Annotated in this window: 13 protein-coding genes; 11 read left to right on the top strand and 2 right to left on the bottom strand. The window is 45.6% G+C overall.

Annotation, left to right across the window (positions count from 1 at the left end; genetic code table 11):
- Nucleotides 1-63: 63 nt before the first annotated feature.
- The 10 genes from B5F18_RS03235 to B5F18_RS03190 all read left to right on the top strand — a co-directional run bounded on the left by B5F18_RS03235 (nucleotide 64) and on the right by B5F18_RS03190 (nucleotide 13,469).
- Entirely contained in the window at nucleotides 64-972 is a 909-nt protein-coding gene (locus B5F18_RS03235; protein WP_087156221.1) for a DUF2156 domain-containing protein, read from the top strand.
- Between the two features lie 20 nt (nucleotides 973-992).
- Complete coding sequence (locus tag B5F18_RS03230) at nucleotides 993-2,180, top strand: pyridoxal phosphate-dependent aminotransferase (RefSeq protein ID WP_087156220.1); 1,188 nt, start codon at nucleotides 993-995, stop codon at nucleotides 2,178-2,180.
- A gap of 2 nt (nucleotides 2,181-2,182) precedes the next feature.
- Nucleotides 2,183-3,238 carry a histidinol-phosphate transaminase gene (gene hisC, locus B5F18_RS03225; RefSeq protein ID WP_087156219.1) on the top strand — a complete coding sequence of 352 codons (1,056 nt, stop codon included), beginning with the start codon at nucleotides 2,183-2,185 and terminating at the stop codon, nucleotides 3,236-3,238.
- A gap of 58 nt (nucleotides 3,239-3,296) precedes the next feature.
- On the top strand, nucleotides 3,297-3,755 hold the full coding sequence (locus B5F18_RS03220; RefSeq protein ID WP_087156218.1) for a hypothetical protein: 459 nt from the start codon (nucleotides 3,297-3,299) through the stop codon (nucleotides 3,753-3,755).
- A 67-nt stretch (nucleotides 3,756-3,822) separates the two neighbouring features.
- Nucleotides 3,823-4,881 carry a flavodoxin-dependent (E)-4-hydroxy-3-methylbut-2-enyl-diphosphate synthase gene (gene ispG, locus B5F18_RS03215; RefSeq protein ID WP_087156217.1) on the top strand — a complete coding sequence of 353 codons (1,059 nt, stop codon included), beginning with the start codon at nucleotides 3,823-3,825 and terminating at the stop codon, nucleotides 4,879-4,881.
- Nucleotides 4,882-4,886: 5 nt separating this feature from the next.
- Nucleotides 4,887-9,332 (top strand): PolC-type DNA polymerase III, encoded by a 4,446-nt coding sequence (locus tag B5F18_RS03210; RefSeq protein ID WP_087156310.1) that lies wholly within the window; start codon nucleotides 4,887-4,889, stop codon nucleotides 9,330-9,332.
- Between the two features lie 87 nt (nucleotides 9,333-9,419).
- Nucleotides 9,420-10,730 carry a phenylacetate--CoA ligase family protein gene (locus B5F18_RS03205; protein WP_087156216.1) on the top strand — a complete coding sequence of 437 codons (1,311 nt, stop codon included), beginning with the start codon at nucleotides 9,420-9,422 and terminating at the stop codon, nucleotides 10,728-10,730.
- Nucleotide 10,731: 1 nt separating this feature from the next.
- On the top strand, nucleotides 10,732-12,480 hold the full coding sequence (iorA, locus tag B5F18_RS03200) for an indolepyruvate ferredoxin oxidoreductase subunit alpha (RefSeq protein ID WP_087156215.1): 1,749 nt from the start codon (nucleotides 10,732-10,734) through the stop codon (nucleotides 12,478-12,480).
- Nucleotides 12,477-13,046, top strand: a complete 570-nt coding sequence (locus tag B5F18_RS03195; RefSeq protein ID WP_087156214.1) for an indolepyruvate oxidoreductase subunit beta — start codon at nucleotides 12,477-12,479, stop codon at nucleotides 13,044-13,046. The genes iorA and B5F18_RS03195 overlap by 4 nt, the downstream gene beginning before the upstream one ends.
- 9 nt (nucleotides 13,047-13,055) lie before the next feature.
- The gene (locus B5F18_RS03190) at nucleotides 13,056-13,469 is read left to right on the top strand and encodes an ACT domain-containing protein (protein WP_087156213.1); all 414 of its coding nucleotides are present in this window, start codon (nucleotides 13,056-13,058) and stop codon (nucleotides 13,467-13,469) included.
- A gap of 103 nt (nucleotides 13,470-13,572) precedes the next feature.
- Here the strand turns inward: B5F18_RS03190 and B5F18_RS03185 are convergent, their stop codons facing one another.
- Nucleotides 13,573-13,773, bottom strand: coding sequence for a cold-shock protein (locus B5F18_RS03185; RefSeq protein ID WP_087156212.1), 201 nt, complete (start codon nucleotides 13,771-13,773; stop codon nucleotides 13,573-13,575).
- A gap of 257 nt (nucleotides 13,774-14,030) precedes the next feature.
- Between B5F18_RS03185 and B5F18_RS03180 the strand changes: the two genes are divergently transcribed.
- A complete protein-coding gene (locus B5F18_RS03180) occupies nucleotides 14,031-15,413 on the top strand; it encodes an NCS2 family permease (RefSeq protein WP_087156211.1) in 1,383 nt (460 codons plus the stop codon).
- A gap of 132 nt (nucleotides 15,414-15,545) precedes the next feature.
- Here B5F18_RS03180 and B5F18_RS03175 read toward each other — a convergent pair whose 3' ends face one another.
- Nucleotides 15,546-17,645 carry a glutamine synthetase III family protein gene (locus B5F18_RS03175; protein WP_087156210.1) on the bottom strand — a complete coding sequence of 700 codons (2,100 nt, stop codon included), beginning with the start codon at nucleotides 17,643-17,645 and terminating at the stop codon, nucleotides 15,546-15,548.
- Nucleotides 17,646-17,703 lie beyond the last annotated feature (58 nt).

Here is a 17,703-nt window from a genome sequence, read left to right as displayed (position 1 = left end):
AAAGAAAATGTGATATACTATTGTCTAGTTTTAAAACATTAACGTGAAAAAGGAAGAGTTGATATGGAATTACAATTTAAAAGACCTGCATTGGAGGACAAGGAGCTTATAGAACGTTATTTTAAAACTTACCCGTCCAGGAGTTGTGAAAGGACATTTATCAATGTATTTCTCTGGGCAAGATTTTATGGAGTGGGGTTTGCGATCGTGGAGGATACTCTGGTATTTCAGACAAAGACAGACGATGGATTTACGTTTGCGTACCCGGCGGGGAAAAAGGAAGATGTGAAAAAAGCACTGGAAGTACTGATGGCATACAGCAGGGAAAAGGGAGTGCCGTTTCAGCTGCACAATATGACGAAAGAGCAGATGGAGGAGCTGGAAGAGCTTTATCCGGGTATGTTCACAGTGGAGTGCAACAGGGATATTGCGGACTATGTGTATGAGACAGAAAAACTGGCAACTCTGTCAGGCAAAAAACTTCACGGGAAACGCAATCACATCAATAAATTCAAGGCAAAATATGCAAACTGGTCCTATGAGCCGATACGGGAGGAGAATCTGGAAGAATGTTTTCAGATGGCGCTCAAGTGGAGGAACCAAAACGGCTGCGAGGAGGATGAGGAGAAGAATTCTGAGATGTGTGTGACGCTCAACTCATTGCGTCTGTTCAAAGAGCTTGGCGCTGTGGGAGGTATTTTGAGAGTAAACGGAGAGATTGTGGCATTTACCATGGGAGAGCCGATTTGTTCGGATACGTTTGTCGTGCATATCGAGAAGGCATTTGCTGATGTAGAGGGCGCTTATCCGATGATCAATCAGCAGTTTGTACAGCACGAGTGCATGGACTATCAGTATGTCAACAGGGAAGAGGATACAGGGGCAGAAGGGCTTAGAAAAGCCAAACTTTCCTACCGTCCGGTTTTTCTTGTTGAAAAGGGAATTGCATCAATAAAAAGTGAAAATAAATAAAGGAAAAGGAGAAGAGGACAATGATAGCAGAAAAAATGAAAAATCTTGTAGCAAACAGTTCTGCCATCCGGGCAATGTTTGAGGAGGGGAACAGGCTGGCATCCATCTATGGAAAAGAAAACGTATTTGATTTCAGCCTTGGAAACCCGAATGTTCCGGCGCCAAAGGAAGTTAAAGATGCGTTTTTGGAAATCTTAAACGATGAGGAGCCTCTCATTGTGCATGGATACACAAACAGCAATGCAGGGTATGAGGAAGTGCGCAAGGCTGTGGCCAAATCTTTGAATGAAAGATTTCAGACCTCCTTCACATCAGAGAATATCGTGATGACGGTGGGAGCAGCAGGCGGACTGAACGTGATTTTGAAGACGATCATCAACCCTGGGGATGAGGTCGTTGTCTTTGCTCCTTATTTTGGAGAATACAGAAGTTATGTGTCAAATTTTGATGGGGTATTGGTGGAAGTATCTCCAAATACAGAAACCTTTCAGCCAAAACTGGATGAATTTAGGGAAAAGATTACGAAAAAGACAAAAGCAGTTATCGTAAATACGCCGAATAACCCGACCGGTGTCGTGTATTCCGAGGAAACGATCAAAAAGATGGCGGCGATCCTGGAAGAAAAACAAAAAGAGTTTGGCACGGATATTTATCTTATTTCTGATGAACCGTACAGAGAGCTTGTCTATGACGGAGTGGAAGTTCCGTACCTGACAAAGTACTATGCAAATACCATTGTAGGATATTCTTACAGCAAATCATTGTCCCTGCCCGGAGAGCGCATCGGCTATCTTGTCATTCCAAATGAAGTGGCGGACAGTGAGGAAGTCATTTCTGCTGCCAGCGTGGCAAACAGGATCCTCGGATTCGTGAATGCCCCGACACTTCAGCAGAAGGTGATCGCAAAATGCCTGAATGCAAAGACTGACGTTTCCTACTATGACAGAAACAGGGAGACTCTGTATGAAGGATTGAAAGCGTGTGGATTCTCCTGCATCAAGCCGGAAGGTGCCTTCTATTTGTTTGTCAAATCTCCGGTTGCAGATGAAAAAGAATTTTGCCAGGCTGCAAAGAAATACAATATCCTTCTTGTCCCTGGAAGTTCTTTTGCGTGTCCTGGCTATGTTAGGCTGGCATACTGCGTTTCCTATGAGACGATCGTAAATTCACTGCCAAAATTCAAAGAACTTGCAAAGGAATACTTTTAATTATGAAGAAATGGGAAGAAAATATCAGAAAAGTAGAGCCATATGTGCCCGGGGAACAGCCGCAGAAAAAGGTTATCAAATTGAACACAAATGAGAATCCATATCCGCCGGCTCCCGGTGTGGCAAAAGCATTGAACAGCATGGATACGGACGAGTTAAGAAAATATCCTGATCCGACAAGTGAATCACTTGTATGTGAGATGGCAAAATTTTATGGTGTGAAAAAAGAACAAGTATTTGTGGGCGTTGGATCTGACGATGTGCTTGCCATGAGTTTCCTTACATTTTTTAATTCTGGAAAACCGATTTTGTTCCCGGATCTTACATATTCTTTCTATAAGGTGTGGGCAGAGCTTTTTGGAATTCCATATGAATGCCCGAAACTGGACAAAGATTTTCGAATTCAAAGACAGGACTATTACAAGGAAAACGGGGGAATCATTTTTCCAAATCCGAATGCACCGACAGGAATCTATGAGAACCTGGATTTTGTGGAAGATATCCTAAAGCACAATGAGGATGTCATTGTGATCGTGGACGAGGCGTACATTGATTTCGCAGGGCCTTCCGCTGTTTTGCTTTTAGAGAAGTACGACAATCTTCTTGTAGTGCAGACGTTTTCCAAAGCACGCTCCATGGCAGGAATGCGCATTGGTTATGCGATTGGGAACGAAAGGCTGATCCGGTATTTAAATGACGTGAAGTATTCGTTTAATTCCTACACCATGAGTCGCGCAGCCCTTCTTGCAGGGGTGGAAAGTGTCAGGGACCGTTCATATTTTGAAAAAACGACAGAGGAGATCATAAAGACAAGAGAGTGGGCAAAAGGAGAATTTTTAAGGTTAGGATTTTCCTTTCCGGACTCCAAAGCAAATTTCCTTTTTGTGACACATCCGGATCATGAGGCAAAAGAAATTTTTGAAAAACTCAAGGAATGCGATGTGTACGTACGCTATTTCGGTGGGGAGAGGACTGGCCGGTATCTGCGCGTATCCATTGGCACGAAAGAGGAGATGGAGAAACTGTTTGATGCTCTTGGACGAATACTTACCCGTTGACAGCTTTCAGTGACTTCCGTATAATTGAAGTAAAATCACGAACGAGAGGGTAGTATAGATGATGATAGCAAAAAATGATGAAACAAAAAGGAATCACATCTGGCGTCTGGTGATCGGAATCACAACGATTTTGATCATTGTCATCGCTGTTTTCTTCCTCACAAGAATGTTCACAGGGGATCCGGTGGAAGGTACATGGGAAAATGAGGACATGAACATGAAACTGGAGATCAACGACGGAACCGCCCTGGTGACATGCAAAAGTCTTCTGGAAGAGACAAACGTAAAGATTCGTTTGAATTATACACTGGACAAAGAGGAAAAGATCATCACCATGCAGGTGGACACAGAAGAACTTGAAAAGGTGGCAGAAGATTCCAACGGACAACTTTCCGCTGAGAATCTTGAGGCAGCGGTAAGCCCGCTTTTGACTACGTTTAACTACAATATTGAAAACGGAGAGCTGACTTTGACAGAACGGGAATATGGGGAAGAACTCGTATTTACAAGAAAATAGACAAAAAAATCCCTTGCGGCGGTTGCCGTAGAGGGATTTTTTCGCTGAATAAGAAAGGAAGGAAAACATGTTTCAGAGAAAGGATACAAAGGTTGTTCGGATTGGAAATGTAAAAATCGGAGGGGGAAACCCTGTGGCGATACAGTCCATGACAAACACAAAAACAGAGGATGTGGACGCGACAGTCAGTCAGATTTTAAGACTTGAGAGTGCGGGCTGCGAGATCGTGCGCTGTGCAGTGCCGACAATGGAGGCGGCAGCGGCACTTGGAGAGATTAAAAAGAGAATCCATATTCCGCTTGTGGCAGATATTCATTTTGATTACCGTCTCGCCATTGCTGCCATGGAAAACGGGGCTGACAAAATAAGGATCAACCCTGGCAATATCGGAAACGAGGAACGTTTAAAAGCTGTGGTGGACAAGGCAAAAGAACTTGGGATTCCAATTCGCGTCGGAGTCAACAGTGGTTCCCTGGAAAAAGAGCTGGTGGAAAAGTATGACGGTGTGACGGCGGAAGGGATTGTTGAGAGTGCCCTTGAAAAAGTCAGAATGATCGAAAAATTCGGCTATGACAATCTTGTCGTAAGTATCAAGTCTTCCGACGTGCTGATGTGTGTAAAGGCGCATGAACTGATTGCAAAAGTGTGTCCGTACCCGCTGCATGTAGGCATTACGGAGTCAGGTACCCTGTTGTCCGGAAATGTGAAGTCCTCCGTGGGGCTTGGCATTATCCTCTACCAGGGAATCGGTGACACAATACGGGTGTCCCTGACCGGAGCCCCGGAGGAGGAAGTTAAGACTGCAAAACTGATCCTTCGCACACTGGGACTTCGAAAGGGAGGAATTGAAGTTGTCTCCTGTCCGACATGTGGAAGGACGAAGATCGATCTGATCGGGCTTGCAAACAAGGTGGAGACAATGGTGGAGGATTATCCGCTTGATATTAAAGTGGCAGTTATGGGATGCGTGGTCAATGGACCAGGAGAGGCTAAAGAAGCAGATATCGGAATTGCCGGCGGGATCGGCGAAGGCCTTCTCATCAAGAAAGGACAGATCGTGAAGAAAGTAAAAGAAGAGGAACTGTTGTCCGTACTACAAGAGGAGCTGGAACATTGGAACGAGTAAAGACAGTGACAAAGATGTTTTTTGATGTGTTTCCCACGCTGAAGGCTGAAGGCACGCTGCGGGAATTATTTGAGAATGTGGAAGTGCCAAAGGTGACGACAAACAAGGAGAGAAGTTACCTGAAGATTCATATTTTCAGCACTCACCTGATCCAGAAACGTCAGATCGTGAAGATGGAAGAGATGATACGGGAGCAGCTTTTTGGACGAACCCCTATCTGGATACATATAGTGGAAAGATATCAGCTCTCGGGTCAGTATACGCCGAAAAATCTGATGGAGGCATACAAAGAGAGCATTCTTTTTGAACTGCGTCAAAAGAGCGCCATTGAGTACAACATGTTTCAGAATGCGTCCTGTATTTTTGAGGAGGGAAATAAGCTGAAACTGGAGATGGAAGACAATATCGTTGCCCAGGGAAAGGAAGATTCCATCAGGATGCTTCTAAAAGAAGTGTACGAAGAACGTTTCCAGATTCCGATTGCAATTGAGATTTCCTACCGTCCTGCAAAAGAGAGCAAACATAAAAAGCTCAATGAGATGCAGCTTTTGCAGGAAGTGGAGGCGATCATGGAGAAAAATGCCGTGCTAAAAAAAGCGCATCAGGAGAAAAAGGCTGAGGAAAAAACTGCAGGGGAAAAACAGGAGAATAAGAAAACAGAAAAGACCTTCCAAAAGAGCTTTAAGAAACGGGAATTCATTCCTTTGAAACGGGATGATGACCCGAATCTGATCTATGGGCGTAATTTCGATGAGGAACCGATCGAACTTAGGGAAGTTACAGGTGAGATGGGTGAGATCGTTATCCGCGGGCAGGTCATCAGTTTTGACACAAGAGAGATCCGCAATGAAAAAACGATCGTCATGTTCGCTGTGACAGATTTTACGGATTCTATTATGGTAAAGATGTTTGTGAAAAACGAGCAGCTGCCCCAAATTTTAGGAGAAGTGAAAAAAGGTGCATTCCTGAAGATCAAAGGAGTGACAGCCATCGACCGATTTGACAGTGAGCTGACCATTGGCTCTGTGCATGGAATCAAGAAGGCTATGGATTTCCGCGTGGTGAGGAAGGATACGTACCCGGAGAAGAGGGTGGAACTGCACTGCCATACGAAGATGAGTGATATGGACGGTGTCTCAGATGCAAAAGCCATTGTAAAACGGGCTCATGACTGGGGGCACAAAGCGATCGCAATCACAGACCACGGAGTGGTGCAGGCGTTTACAGATGCAAATCATTATATTGAGACACTGGACAAGGATGACCCGTTTAAGATCATCTATGGGGTTGAAGGGTATCTGGTGGACGACTTGACGGAGATTGCCGTGGGCGCAAAAGAGGAAAGTCTGGACGATGCATATGTTGTCTTTGATATTGAGACAACAGGGTTCAGTTCCATCAAGGACAAGATCATTGAGATCGGAGCAGTCCGGGTGGAGAATGGGAAGATCGTGGATAAATTCAGTACGTTCGTGAATCCGGGGGTTCCGATCCCGTTTAAGATCACTCAGCTGACAAGCATCACGGACGGTATGGTCATGGATGCGCCGCGGATTGAGGAGGTTTTGCCAAAGTTTCTGGAATTTGTGGATGGAGCAGTTCTTGTTGCGCACAATGCAGGATTTGATGTTGGTTTTATTGAGCAGAACTGCAGATATCAGGACATTATCCCGGATTTTGTGTCTGTGGATACAGTGGCACTTGCAAGGGTTTTGATGCCCACACTTTCCAAGTACAAGCTGGATGTGGTGGCAAAGGCATTGAATATTTCTCTGGAAAGCCATCACAGGGCTGTGGATGATGCGGGGGCGACAGCGGAGATTTTTGTAAAATTTGTGGAGATGTTAAAGGAACGGGGGATCACTACGTTAAAGGGTGTCAATCAGTTTGGAAACTTAAATCCAAATGCAATTCGGAAACTTCCGACATACCATGTGATCATTCTTGCCTGCAATGACGAGGGGCGTATCAATCTCTATCGGCTTGTCTCCATGTCTCATCTGAAATATTTTGGGAGGAGACCGAGAATTCCTAAAAGTGAGCTGAATAAATACAGAAGGGGGCTCATTGTGGGCAGCGCCTGCGAGGCAGGGGAACTTTACCAGGCAGTGCTCAACAACCGGCCGCCGGAGACAATTGCAAAGATCGTGGATTTTTACGATTATCTGGAGATTCAGCCAAATGGAAACAATGCCTTTATGATCGAGAGCGACAGGGTCAGCGCCGTACAGTCCATTGAGGATTTAAAGGATATCAACCGCAGGATCGTAAAGCTTGGGGAAGAGTTCAAAAAGCCTGTGGTGGCCACCTGCGATGTGCATTTTCTTGATCCGGACGATGAGGTGTACAGAAGGATCATCATGGCGGGAAAAGGATTTGGAGATGCAGATTCACAGCCTCCTTTGTACCTGCGCACCACGGAGGAGATGTTGGAGGAGTTCTCTTATCTTGGAGCAGCGAAGGCTCATGAGATCGTCATAGAGAATCCATCCAGGATTGCAGATATGGTGGAGAAAATTTCTCCTGTGAGGCCGGATAAGTGTCCGCCGGTTATCCCGGACTCTGATCAGACGCTTAGAAAGATATGTTACGATAAGGCCCACAGCATGTACGGGGAAGAGCTGCCAAAGGTTGTGACGGAAAGGCTGGAGAGGGAGTTGAATTCCATTATCTCCAATGGATTTGCCGTCATGTACATCATTGCCCAGAAACTGGTATGGAAGTCCAATGACGATGGATACCTGGTCGGTTCCAGGGGGTCTGTCGGATCTTCCTTTGTTGCCACAATGGCCGGGATCACGGAAGTCAACCCTTTAAGCCCGCATTATTACTGTAAGCATTGCCATTACAGTGATTTTGACTCTGAAGAAGTGAAAAAATTTGCCGGGGGATGTGGATGGGATATGCCGGATAAAACCTGCCCGGTGTGCGGCGAGATGCTCGTAAAAGATGGGTTTGATATTCCTTTTGAGACATTTCTTGGGTTTAAGGGAAACAAAGAGCCGGATATTGACCTGAACTTTTCCGGGGACTACCAGAGCAATGCCCACAAGTACACGGAAGTTATCTTCGGAGACGGGCAGACGTACAGGGCAGGAACCATCGGAACTTTGGCGGACAAGACTGCTTTTGGATATGTAAAAAATTATTTTGAGGAGAGAAACAACCGAAAAAGGAATTGTGAGATTGACCGGATCGTACAGGGATGTACCGGAATACGAAGAAGTACAGGACAGCACCCGGGAGGAATCATCGTACTTCCGATCGGGGAGGACATCAACTCCTTTACCCCGGTGCAGCACCCGGCGAATGATATGCACACGGACATTATCACGACACATTTTGATTACCATTCGATCGATCACAACCTTTTGAAACTTGACATACTCGGACACGACGATCCGACCATCATCAAGATGCTCGAAGAGCTGGTGGAGCAGTTGACAGGAAAGCCGTTCGATGCGAAAAAAATCCGTCTGGACGACAAACAAGTGATGTCCCTGTTTGCTGACACAAGCGCTCTTGGGATTACGCCGGAAGATCTGGACGGGTGCCCGGTAGGATGCCTTGGAATCCCGGAGTTTGGAACGGATTTCGTCATCCAGATGGTGGTCGACACAAAACCAAAGACATTGTCCGATCTGATCCGGATCTCCGGGCTGTCTCATGGTACGGATGTATGGCTTGGAAATGCACAGACTCTGATCGAGACCGGCAAGGCGACGATTTCCACTGCAATCTGTACAAGGGATGATATTATGACGTATCTTATTAATATGGGGATGGAGAGTGAGTTGTCCTTCACCATTATGGAGAGTGTACGAAAAGGAAAAGGGCTCAAACCCGAGTGGGAGCAGGCCATGAAAGAAGCAGGTGTTCCGGACTGGTATATCTGGTCTTGCAAAAAGATCAAGTACATGTTTCCAAAGGCCCATGCCGCCGCTTACGTCATGATGGCGTATCGGATTGCGTACTGTAAGGTAAATTATCCGCTTGCCTACTATGCAGCGTATTTCAGTATCCGCGCCACTGCATTTTCCTATGAGCTGATGTGTCAGGGGAGGGAGCAGCTGGAGTATTATATAAAAGATTATAAAAGGCGTTCTGACTCCCTGTCCCAGAAAGAGCAGGCCACACTCAAAGATATGCGCATTGTCCAGGAAATGTATGCCAGGGGATTTGAATTTCTTCCAATGGACATCTACCGGGCAAAAGCGACAAAATTCCAGATCATAGACGGAAAATTGATGCCGCCTTTGTCCAGCATCGAAGGAATGGGGGACAAGGCCGCTGAGGCAGTGGAGTACGCATCCATGGATGGACCGTATCTGTCAAAGGATGACTTCAGGCAGCGGACAAAGGTGAGTAAGACAGTCATTGACTTGATGGCTGATCTTGGAATGTTCGGAGATTTACCGGATTCCAACCAGCTTTCCCTTTTTGACTTTTAAACCTTGAATTTTTCAAATCAACGCTTTAATTTACAAAAGTATTGTGATATGATAGTTAGAGTATGAACTATCAAGGAGGATGCAATTATGATTTGGGCAAAAGAAGAGACATTGCCGCGAGAAGAGCTGGAAAAAATTCAGTTAAAAAAACTGAAGGAGACGGTTCCGTATATTTATGAAAAAGTTGCGCCTTATCGTGCAAAGATGGATGCAGCGAATGTAAAGCCGCAAGACATCCAAAAGCTGGAAGATTTGAAAAAATTACCATTTACATATAAGTCTGATTTCCGGGACAATTACCCGACAGGCCTGTTCGCAGTGGAAGTAAAAGACCTGGTCAGATTTCATGCAAGTTCCGGCACCACAGGAAAACCTACAGTGGTGGGATACACAAGACATGATCTGGATGTGTGGCTGAATAATGTGGCAAGGGTCACCTGCATGGGAGGAGCCAGCTCTTCGGATATCGCGCAGATTGCTTTTGGGTACGGTACGTTTACCGGGGCTTTGGGACTGCACGGCGGCCTGGAGACGATCGGAGCCAGCGTGATACCGATGTCATCCGGAAATACAAACAAGCAGATCATGTTTTTAAAAGATATGGGAGTGACTCTTCTTGTGGCGACTCCTTCCTATGCACTGCATTTGGGAGAAGAGATCAGAAGAAGAGGCATGGATCCACAAAAAGATTTAAACGTGCGCATCGGCCTTTTTGGCGGAGAAGGGATGACGGAGCCGATGAGGGATGAGATGCATAAAGTGTGGGGCGATGAATTTTTCTGTACGCAGAATTATGGAATGAGTGAGCTTTGCGGTCCTGGTGTGGCCGGGGAATGCAGTGCACTTAACGGAATGCACATCAATGAGGACTGGTTTATACCGGAGATCATTGATCCCAAGACCGAGGAAGTGCTCCCTCCGGGAGAAAAAGGAGAGCTTGTCATCACATGTCTTGGGAAAGAGGCAATCCCGCTGATCCGTTACCGTACCGGAGATTTGACAAGACTGATGTACGAGCCTTGCAGCTGCGGGCGGACTACATGCCGTATGGAAAACTTATCCGGACGCGCGGATGATATGCTTGTGATCCGCGGAGTCAATGTATTTCCTACACAGATTGAGGAAGTGCTCCTTAAGATTCCGGAAATCGGTCCGCACTATGAAATACTTGTTGAGCGTAAAAACCGTCTGGATGTGATGACCATTACAGTCGAATTGATCGATGACAGACTTTTGGACAGCTATACAAAATTGAGTGAATTAGAGCAGAGGATCAAAGCGGGCTTGAAATCCCAGCTTGGTCTGGCAACACAGATCAAACTGGTGGCGCCAAATTCACTGCAGAGGTTTGAGGGAAAAGCAAAAAGAGTTACAGATTTACGAAAGGATGGTCTATAAAATGGCAGAGAAAATGATAATGTTGGGAAATGCCGCGATTGCCCGCGGCGCTTATGAGGCAGGGGTGAAAGTATCTTCTGCATATCCGGGGACGCCAAGTACAGAAATCAGCGAAAATCTGGTGCAGTACAAAGAGGATCTGTACTGTGAATGGGCTCCGAACGAGAAAGTGGCGGTGGAGGCAGCCATCGGCGCGAGTATTTCGGGCGTTCGCGCCATGGCCTGTATGAAACATGTGGGATTGAATGTGGCGTCAGACCCTTTGTACACGGTTTCCTACATGGGGGTAAACGGCGGACTTGTGCTTGTCGTTGCAGATGATCCTGGTCTTTACAGTTCTCAGAATGAGCAGGATACAAGGATGATCGCAAGAGCAGCAGGTGTTCCGGTGCTGGAGCCTTCCGACAGCGCGGAGGCAAAAGAGTTCATGAAAACAGCATTTGAGTTGAGCGAAAAATTTGATCGTCCGTTTATCTTGCGCACAACCACGAGACTTGCGCATTCTCAGGGCCTTGTAGAATTGAATGAGAGAGAGCAGGTACCGGATAAGTTGTATGAAAAGAACATTGCAAAAAATGTGATGATGCCGGGCTATGCGAAACTTCGTCATATTGAGATCGAAAAGAGAAACAATGAGCTCTCAGAAGCAGCAAATACGCTTTCCATCAACAAGGTGGAGATGAATGACACCAAAATCGGTGTGATCACAAGCGGAATCCCATATGAATATGTAAAGGAGGCACTTCCGGATGCGTCCGTGTTAAAACTTGGCATGGTCAACCCTCTGCCAAAAGAACTGATCAAAGATTTTGCATCAAAAGTAGAGAAACTTTATATTGTGGAAGAGCTGGAACCAGTCATTGAAGAACAGGTGAAATCCTGGGGAATCATGGCAGTGGGCAAGGAAATTTTCACGATTCAGGGCGAATACAGCGCCAATATGATCAGAAAGGCAATTCTTGGAGAGGATGTCGCCTGCAATGCACCTGCACAAGTGCCAGGCAGACCTCCGATCCTTTGCCCTGGATGTCCGCACAGAAGTGTGTATCATGTGCTCAACAAACTGAAATTCCATGCAGCAGGGGATATCGGATGCTATACATTGGGAGCAGTTGCACCTCTTAGTGTTGTGGACAGCTGTATCTGTATGGGCTCCAGTATTTCCAGTCTTCACGGCATGGAGAAAGCAAAGGGAAAAGATTATATCAAAAACTGGGTCGCTGTGATCGGTGATTCCACATTTCTGCACACAGGGATCAACTCTCTGATGAACATGGTGTACAACCATGCAACAGGAACCGTGATGATCCTGGATAACTCTACAACAGCCATGACCGGACATCAGGACCACGCAGCAACAGGAAAGACACTGCAGGGAGAGGATACCAATGCGATCGACATTCCAAATCTATGCCGTGCCATTGGTGTAAAAAATGTGGTGGAGGTCAATGCATTTGACATTGAGCGCCTGGAGAAGGTGATCAAAGAGGAGACGGCAAAAGATGAAGTCTCTGTCATCATCACAAAATCTCCTTGCGTGCTTTTGGATAAGTCCAAAAAACCAGTGTATATTGCCCATGAGGACAAATGTAAGAAATGCGGTATGTGTATGAAACCAGGATGTCCGGCCATGACGAAAAATGAGGACGGAACGATCCGCATTGACGATACCATGTGTACAGGTTGCGGGCTGTGTGAATCCTTGTGTAAATTTAATGCGATTGAATTGGTAAAGGCAGGTGACAGATAATGACAAAAAATATAATGATCGTCGGCGTTGGCGGACAGGGGACCCTTTTGACAAGTCGAATTCTGGGAGGGCTTGCTCTGGAAGGTGGATACGATGTAAAACTTTCGGAAGTGCACGGCATGGCGCAAAGAGGAGGAAGTGTTGTGACGTTTGTACGCTATGGGGATAAAGTTGCAGAGCCGATCGTGGAAGAAGGATGGGCTGATGTCATCATTGCCTTTGAAAGACTGGAGGCTCTTCGGTATGCGCATTATCTGAAAAAGAACGGCGCACTGATCGTCAATGACTGGAGAATCGACCCGATGCCTGTGGTGATCGGTGCGGCAAAATATCCGGAAAATATTTTGGATACTCTGAGAGAAAATTACAAAGTTTATACGGTAAATGCAACTGAAGAAGCAAAAAAACTTGGAAATTCCAGGGTGTTCAACATGATCGTCCTTGGAATCGCAGCGCAGCATATGGATTTTGACAAAGAGACATGGTATGCAGTGATCGAAAAGACAGTGCCGCCAAAGACGATCGACATCAATAAAAAAGCCTTTGAAACAGGATACCAGTTATAGGAGGAGATTATGATCAAACAGTTATCCGTATTCGTGGAAAACAGAACAGGAAGCCTTATGGACGTGACAAGCGCACTCACGAAGGCGCATGTGAATATCCGCGCCGTTGCATCTTTTGATACACCGGAGTTTGCCATTATGAGACTGGTGGTGGATAAGCCGGAGGTGGCAAAAGATTATCTGACAAGCCAGGGGTTTGTGGTAAGAGTAAGCGAAGTATTGGGTGTAGAGCTTGAGGACCGGGAAGGGCATTTAAATCAAATGCTCTCCATTCTGGCCAAAGGAGGAATTGATGTGCATTACATTTATTCTTTTGTCATCCGTGTGGGGCAGGCTCCGGTCATGGTCTTTAATACCGATGATTATGAGAAAGCTGCTAAAATTTTAAAGGATGCTGGAATTCGTGTAGTGAATGAAGTGTAACAGGCAGCAAAAGGGGATGTTGTAGAAATACAGCATCCCTTCTTTGATTCCAGTATGTCTTTTCTATTCAAAAATTTGCTAAAAAGTCATATGAAAAATCGGATTAAAGTGTTACAACATTTGTTGCCTGAGGTCCCTTTGTACCCTCTGAGATTTCGAACTCAACTGCCTGACCTTCCTCCAGAGTCTTAAAACCTTCCATATTCAGACTTGAGTAGTGTACAAATACATCGTTTCCGGTTTCGTCAGAGATGAATCCATAACCTTTCTGGTTATTGAACCATTTTACTGTACCTCTGTTCATAATGATACCTCCGTTAAAAATAAAAAATAAAATAAAAAAAACAGCCGTTCTATTTGGATAAAACGGCTGCCAATAGATACATACTAACAATAACATGTTATGACTGAAAAGTCAACGTAAATCTGATTGACATGTTTGTAATTACTGAATTTTCAGAAAAAAATCTGCCCCAGTCAAGTCTCCTTTTTGTTTACGAAAAGGAGAGGGTTTGCTAAAATAAGACTTGTAGGAAGAAAAGAGAAGAAGAGGAGGCACAAATGTTAGAAAAACTATTTAAACTGAAAGAGAACAAGACAGATGTACGCACAGAGATCATTGCGGGAATCACTACATTTATGACCATGGCATATATCCTTGCGGTCAATCCCAGTATTCTGTCCGCCACAGGGATGGATAAAGGTGCAGTCTTTACTGCCACAGCGCTCGCAGGATTTCTTGGGACACTTTTGATGGCGGTTTTTGCCAACTACCCGTTTGCGCTTGCGCCGGGAATGGGATTGAATGCATATTTTGCATATACAGTAGTCATGAAGATGGGGTATTCCTGGCAGGTTGCGCTGACTGCTGTATTTGTAGAAGGTATCGTGTTTATCATCCTTTCCTTGACAAATGTGCGGGAAGCGATCTTCAATGCGATTCCCCACAATTTAAAGGCAGCAGTAAGTGTGGGAATCGGTCTTTTTATTGCATTCGTGGGTCTTCAGAATGCACATATTGTAATTGGAAGCTCTACTTTGCTCGGGCTTTTCAGTCTGGAAGGATACAATGAATTCAATGGTGTGCAGGCAACGATGAATGATGTGGGAATTACGGTGCTCCTGGCGATCGTGGGAGTCATCATCACAGCGATCATGGTAGTGAAAAATATCAAGGGAAATATTCTGTGGGGAATCTTGATCACCTGGATCCTTGGAATTATATGTCAGTTCACAGGCCTTTATGTACCAAATGCAGAGATTGGGTTTGGCAGCCTGCTCCCGGATTTTAGCAATGGACTTGCCATTCCAAGCATTATGCCGGTATTTGGAAAACTCGACTTTTCCGGCGTGGCGTCCCTGGAGTTTGCAGTGGTAGTGTTTGCATTCCTTTTTGTGGATCTGTTCGATACAATAGGAACGCTCATCGGAGTGTCCTCAAAGGCAGGAATGCTTGACAAAGGCGGGAAACTTCCAAGAGTCAGAGGTGCACTTTTGGCTGATGCGGTTGCGACAACTGCAGGAGCAGTTCTTGGAACATCCACGACAACTACATTTGTGGAGAGTGCATCCGGTGTGGCAGAAGGGGGCAGAACCGGACTTACGGCTGTCACCACAGCGGTTTTATTTGGTCTTGCACTTTTTCTTTCGCCGATTTTTTTGGCGATCCCGTCCTTTGCGACTGCGCCTGCACTGATCGTTGTAGGATTCTATATGCTGACAAATGTGGTGAACATTGATTTTAACGATTATGCAGAGGCGATTCCTTGCTATATCTGCATAGCGGCTATGCCGTTTTTCTACAGTATTTCTGAAGGAATTGCTATGGGGGTCATCTCCTATGTGGCGATCCACATTTTTACAGGGGTGAAAAAAGGCAGGAAAGTCAGCGCCCTGATGTATGTGCTGGCAGTACTGTTTATTTTGAAATATATTCTTTTGTAGACAATGGTTTTCAGAACAAAAGCTCTATGAAGATGAATGATCTTCATAGAGCTTTTGTTCATTCTATAGGAAAGTCCTCTTGCCTCCCTATAGAATAAAAGTCCTCTGGATACTTTGTTCTGTAATCAATATTTATATGGAAAACAAAAGCTGGTCATAGGTTGGGTATGGAAGGTAGTCTGAAGGCATGCGTGTCTCCAGATCATCCAATGTGGCCCGCAGCTTTTCCATTGATGAAAGAAGAGTGTCATGACAGTATTGCGCATTTTTTAAAGGATCGGATATTGCCTGTGCAGTGCAAAGCGAGGATTTTAAGTCGGACAAAAGCTGAAAGGCTTCTTCATATCCGCTGGATAAATGTTCAATGAAAAACTTCTCCGCGTCTGATGCTGTGCGGGAGAGAAAGTTTTGCTTTGCAAACGCGATTTTGATCATGTCCCCCGTATAGGCAAGGAGAGAAGGGAGAAATTCTTTTTCTGCCATCTCAACGAGAGTTTTTGCCTCAATGTAGATTGTCTTTCTGTAATTTTCCAGAAAAATCTCATACCGGGAACGGATTTCCTCCTCTGTAAAAATCTGATGTCGGGTAAATAAATCCATGCTTTTTGGGGAGATGAATTTAGGAAACGCATCTGCTGATGACCGAAGGTTTGCCAGACCTCTTTTTTGAGCTTCCTCTATCCATTCATCCGTATATCCATTTCCATTGAAGACCACCTTTTTGTGAGAGCGGATCGTATCTTTTAACAAGGACATGATCTCATCGTGCAGATGATCTTTCGGGACATTGCAAAGGCGGTCAGAAAACTGAGAAAGAATTTCTGCCACAGCTGTATTGAGAACGACATTTGGCCCTGAGACAGAGGCATGGGAGCCAAGCATTCGAAATTCAAACTTGTTTCCTGTGAATGCAAATGGTGAGGTGCGGTTTCTGTCCGTGTTGTCCTTGATAAAATGAGGAAGGACTGTGGCGCCAGCACTCATCAGAATCCGCCCTGGATCTTTAAAAAACGTATCATTTTCAATGGAATCCAGAATCGCACTCAGCTCCTCGCCAAGAAAGATAGAAATAATTGCAGGGGGAGCTTCGTTAGCGCCGAGGCGATGGTCGTTTCCGGCGCTTGCCACAGAAACCCGAAGAAGGTCTGCATACTCATCCACAGCCTGGATCACGGCAGTCAAAAACAGAAGAAACTGTGTATTTTCTGCAGGAGTTTTTCCAGGGTTTAAAAGGTTGCTGCCATCATTTGCAGTCAGTGACCAGTTGTTGTGTTTTCCGCTGCCATTGATGCCTTCAAACGGTTTTTCGTGGAGAAGACATACAAGTCCGTGTTTTTCCGCCACCTTTTTCATGATCTCCATTGTCACCTGGTTGTGGTCTGCGGCGATGTTTGCGGTTTCAAACACAGGAGCAAGTTCGTGCTGGGCAGGGGCCACTTCGTTGTGTTTTGTCTTGGCAGGAATGCCAAGTTTCCAAAGTTCCTCGTCAAGGTCATGCATAAAGGCAGAAATGCGCGGCTTTAGGACTCCGAAATAATGGTCTTCCATCTCCTGGCCCTTTGGAGCAGGGGAGCCAAGAAGCGTGCGTCCGCAGAAGATGAGATCTTTTCTCTTTTTGTACAGATCTTTGTCGATAAGGAAGTACTCCTGTTCAGGGCCAACGGTCGCCAGAACCCGCGTAATGTCATCCCGTCCCAGAATACGAAGAAGTCTTACCGCTTCCCTGCTCAGTGTTTCCATGGAGCGAAGGAGAGGTGTCTTTTTGTCCAGAGCCTCCCCGCTGTAGGAACAAAAGGCAGTCGGAATGCAGAGCGTCCCGTCTTTAATGAATGCAGGGGAGGTCGGATCCCATGCAGTGTAGCCTCTTGCCTCAAACGTAGCGCGCAGTCCTCCGGACGGGAAACTGGATGCATCTGGTTCCCCTTTTACGAGCTCTTTTCCGGAAAAATCCATGTTGATTTCACAGTCTCCGGTCGGAGTGATAAAACTGTCATGCTTTTCCGCAGTGATCCCTGTCATTGGCTGAAACCAGTGAGTGAAATGAGTGGCTCCATTTTCAACGGCCCATTCTTTCATGGCAACCGCAACCGCGTTGGCCACATCCAGCTCCAGATGTGTTCCGTTTTCAATGGTCTTTCTCAATGCCTTGTATACATCTTTTGGCAGTTTGTTTCTCATCACCTTATCATTGAATACAAGACTTCCGTATAATTCCGGTATGTTTTTTCCCATAGCTTACAACTCCTTTCAAAATGACAAAACAGAAAAAGGCACCTTGGTGAAAACCAAA

The organism is Lachnoclostridium sp. An181 (assembly GCF_002160325.1).
Classification (GTDB): Bacteria; Bacillota; Clostridia; order Lachnospirales; family Lachnospiraceae; genus An181.
Note: the sequence above shows the minus strand (reverse complement) of the source record. Positions and strands in the feature narration are given on the sequence as shown.

What these genes read in the sequence shown, in the direction of transcription:
- B5F18_RS03180 (WP_087156211.1), top strand. Translation starts at nt 14,031, where the DNA reads ATGTTAGAAAAACTATTTAAACTGAAAGAGAACAAGACAGATGTACGC.
- B5F18_RS03230 (WP_087156220.1), top strand. Translation starts at nt 993, where the DNA reads ATGATAGCAGAAAAAATGAAAAATCTTGTAGCAAACAGTTCTGCCATC.
- B5F18_RS03175 (WP_087156210.1), bottom strand. Translation starts at nt 17,645, where the DNA reads ATGGGAAAAAACATACCGGAATTATACGGAAGTCTTGTATTCAATGAT.
- B5F18_RS03185 (WP_087156212.1), bottom strand. Translation starts at nt 13,773, where the DNA reads ATGAACAGAGGTACAGTAAAATGGTTCAATAACCAGAAAGGTTATGGA.
- iorA (WP_087156215.1), top strand. Translation starts at nt 10,732, where the DNA reads ATGGCAGAGAAAATGATAATGTTGGGAAATGCCGCGATTGCCCGCGGC.
- ispG (WP_087156217.1), top strand. Translation starts at nt 3,823, where the DNA reads ATGTTTCAGAGAAAGGATACAAAGGTTGTTCGGATTGGAAATGTAAAA.
- B5F18_RS03220 (WP_087156218.1), top strand. Translation starts at nt 3,297, where the DNA reads ATGATGATAGCAAAAAATGATGAAACAAAAAGGAATCACATCTGGCGT.
- B5F18_RS03235 (WP_087156221.1), top strand. Translation starts at nt 64, where the DNA reads ATGGAATTACAATTTAAAAGACCTGCATTGGAGGACAAGGAGCTTATA.
- hisC (WP_087156219.1), top strand. Translation starts at nt 2,183, where the DNA reads ATGAAGAAATGGGAAGAAAATATCAGAAAAGTAGAGCCATATGTGCCC.
- B5F18_RS03190 (WP_087156213.1), top strand. Translation starts at nt 13,056, where the DNA reads ATGATCAAACAGTTATCCGTATTCGTGGAAAACAGAACAGGAAGCCTT.
- B5F18_RS03205 (WP_087156216.1), top strand. Translation starts at nt 9,420, where the DNA reads ATGATTTGGGCAAAAGAAGAGACATTGCCGCGAGAAGAGCTGGAAAAA.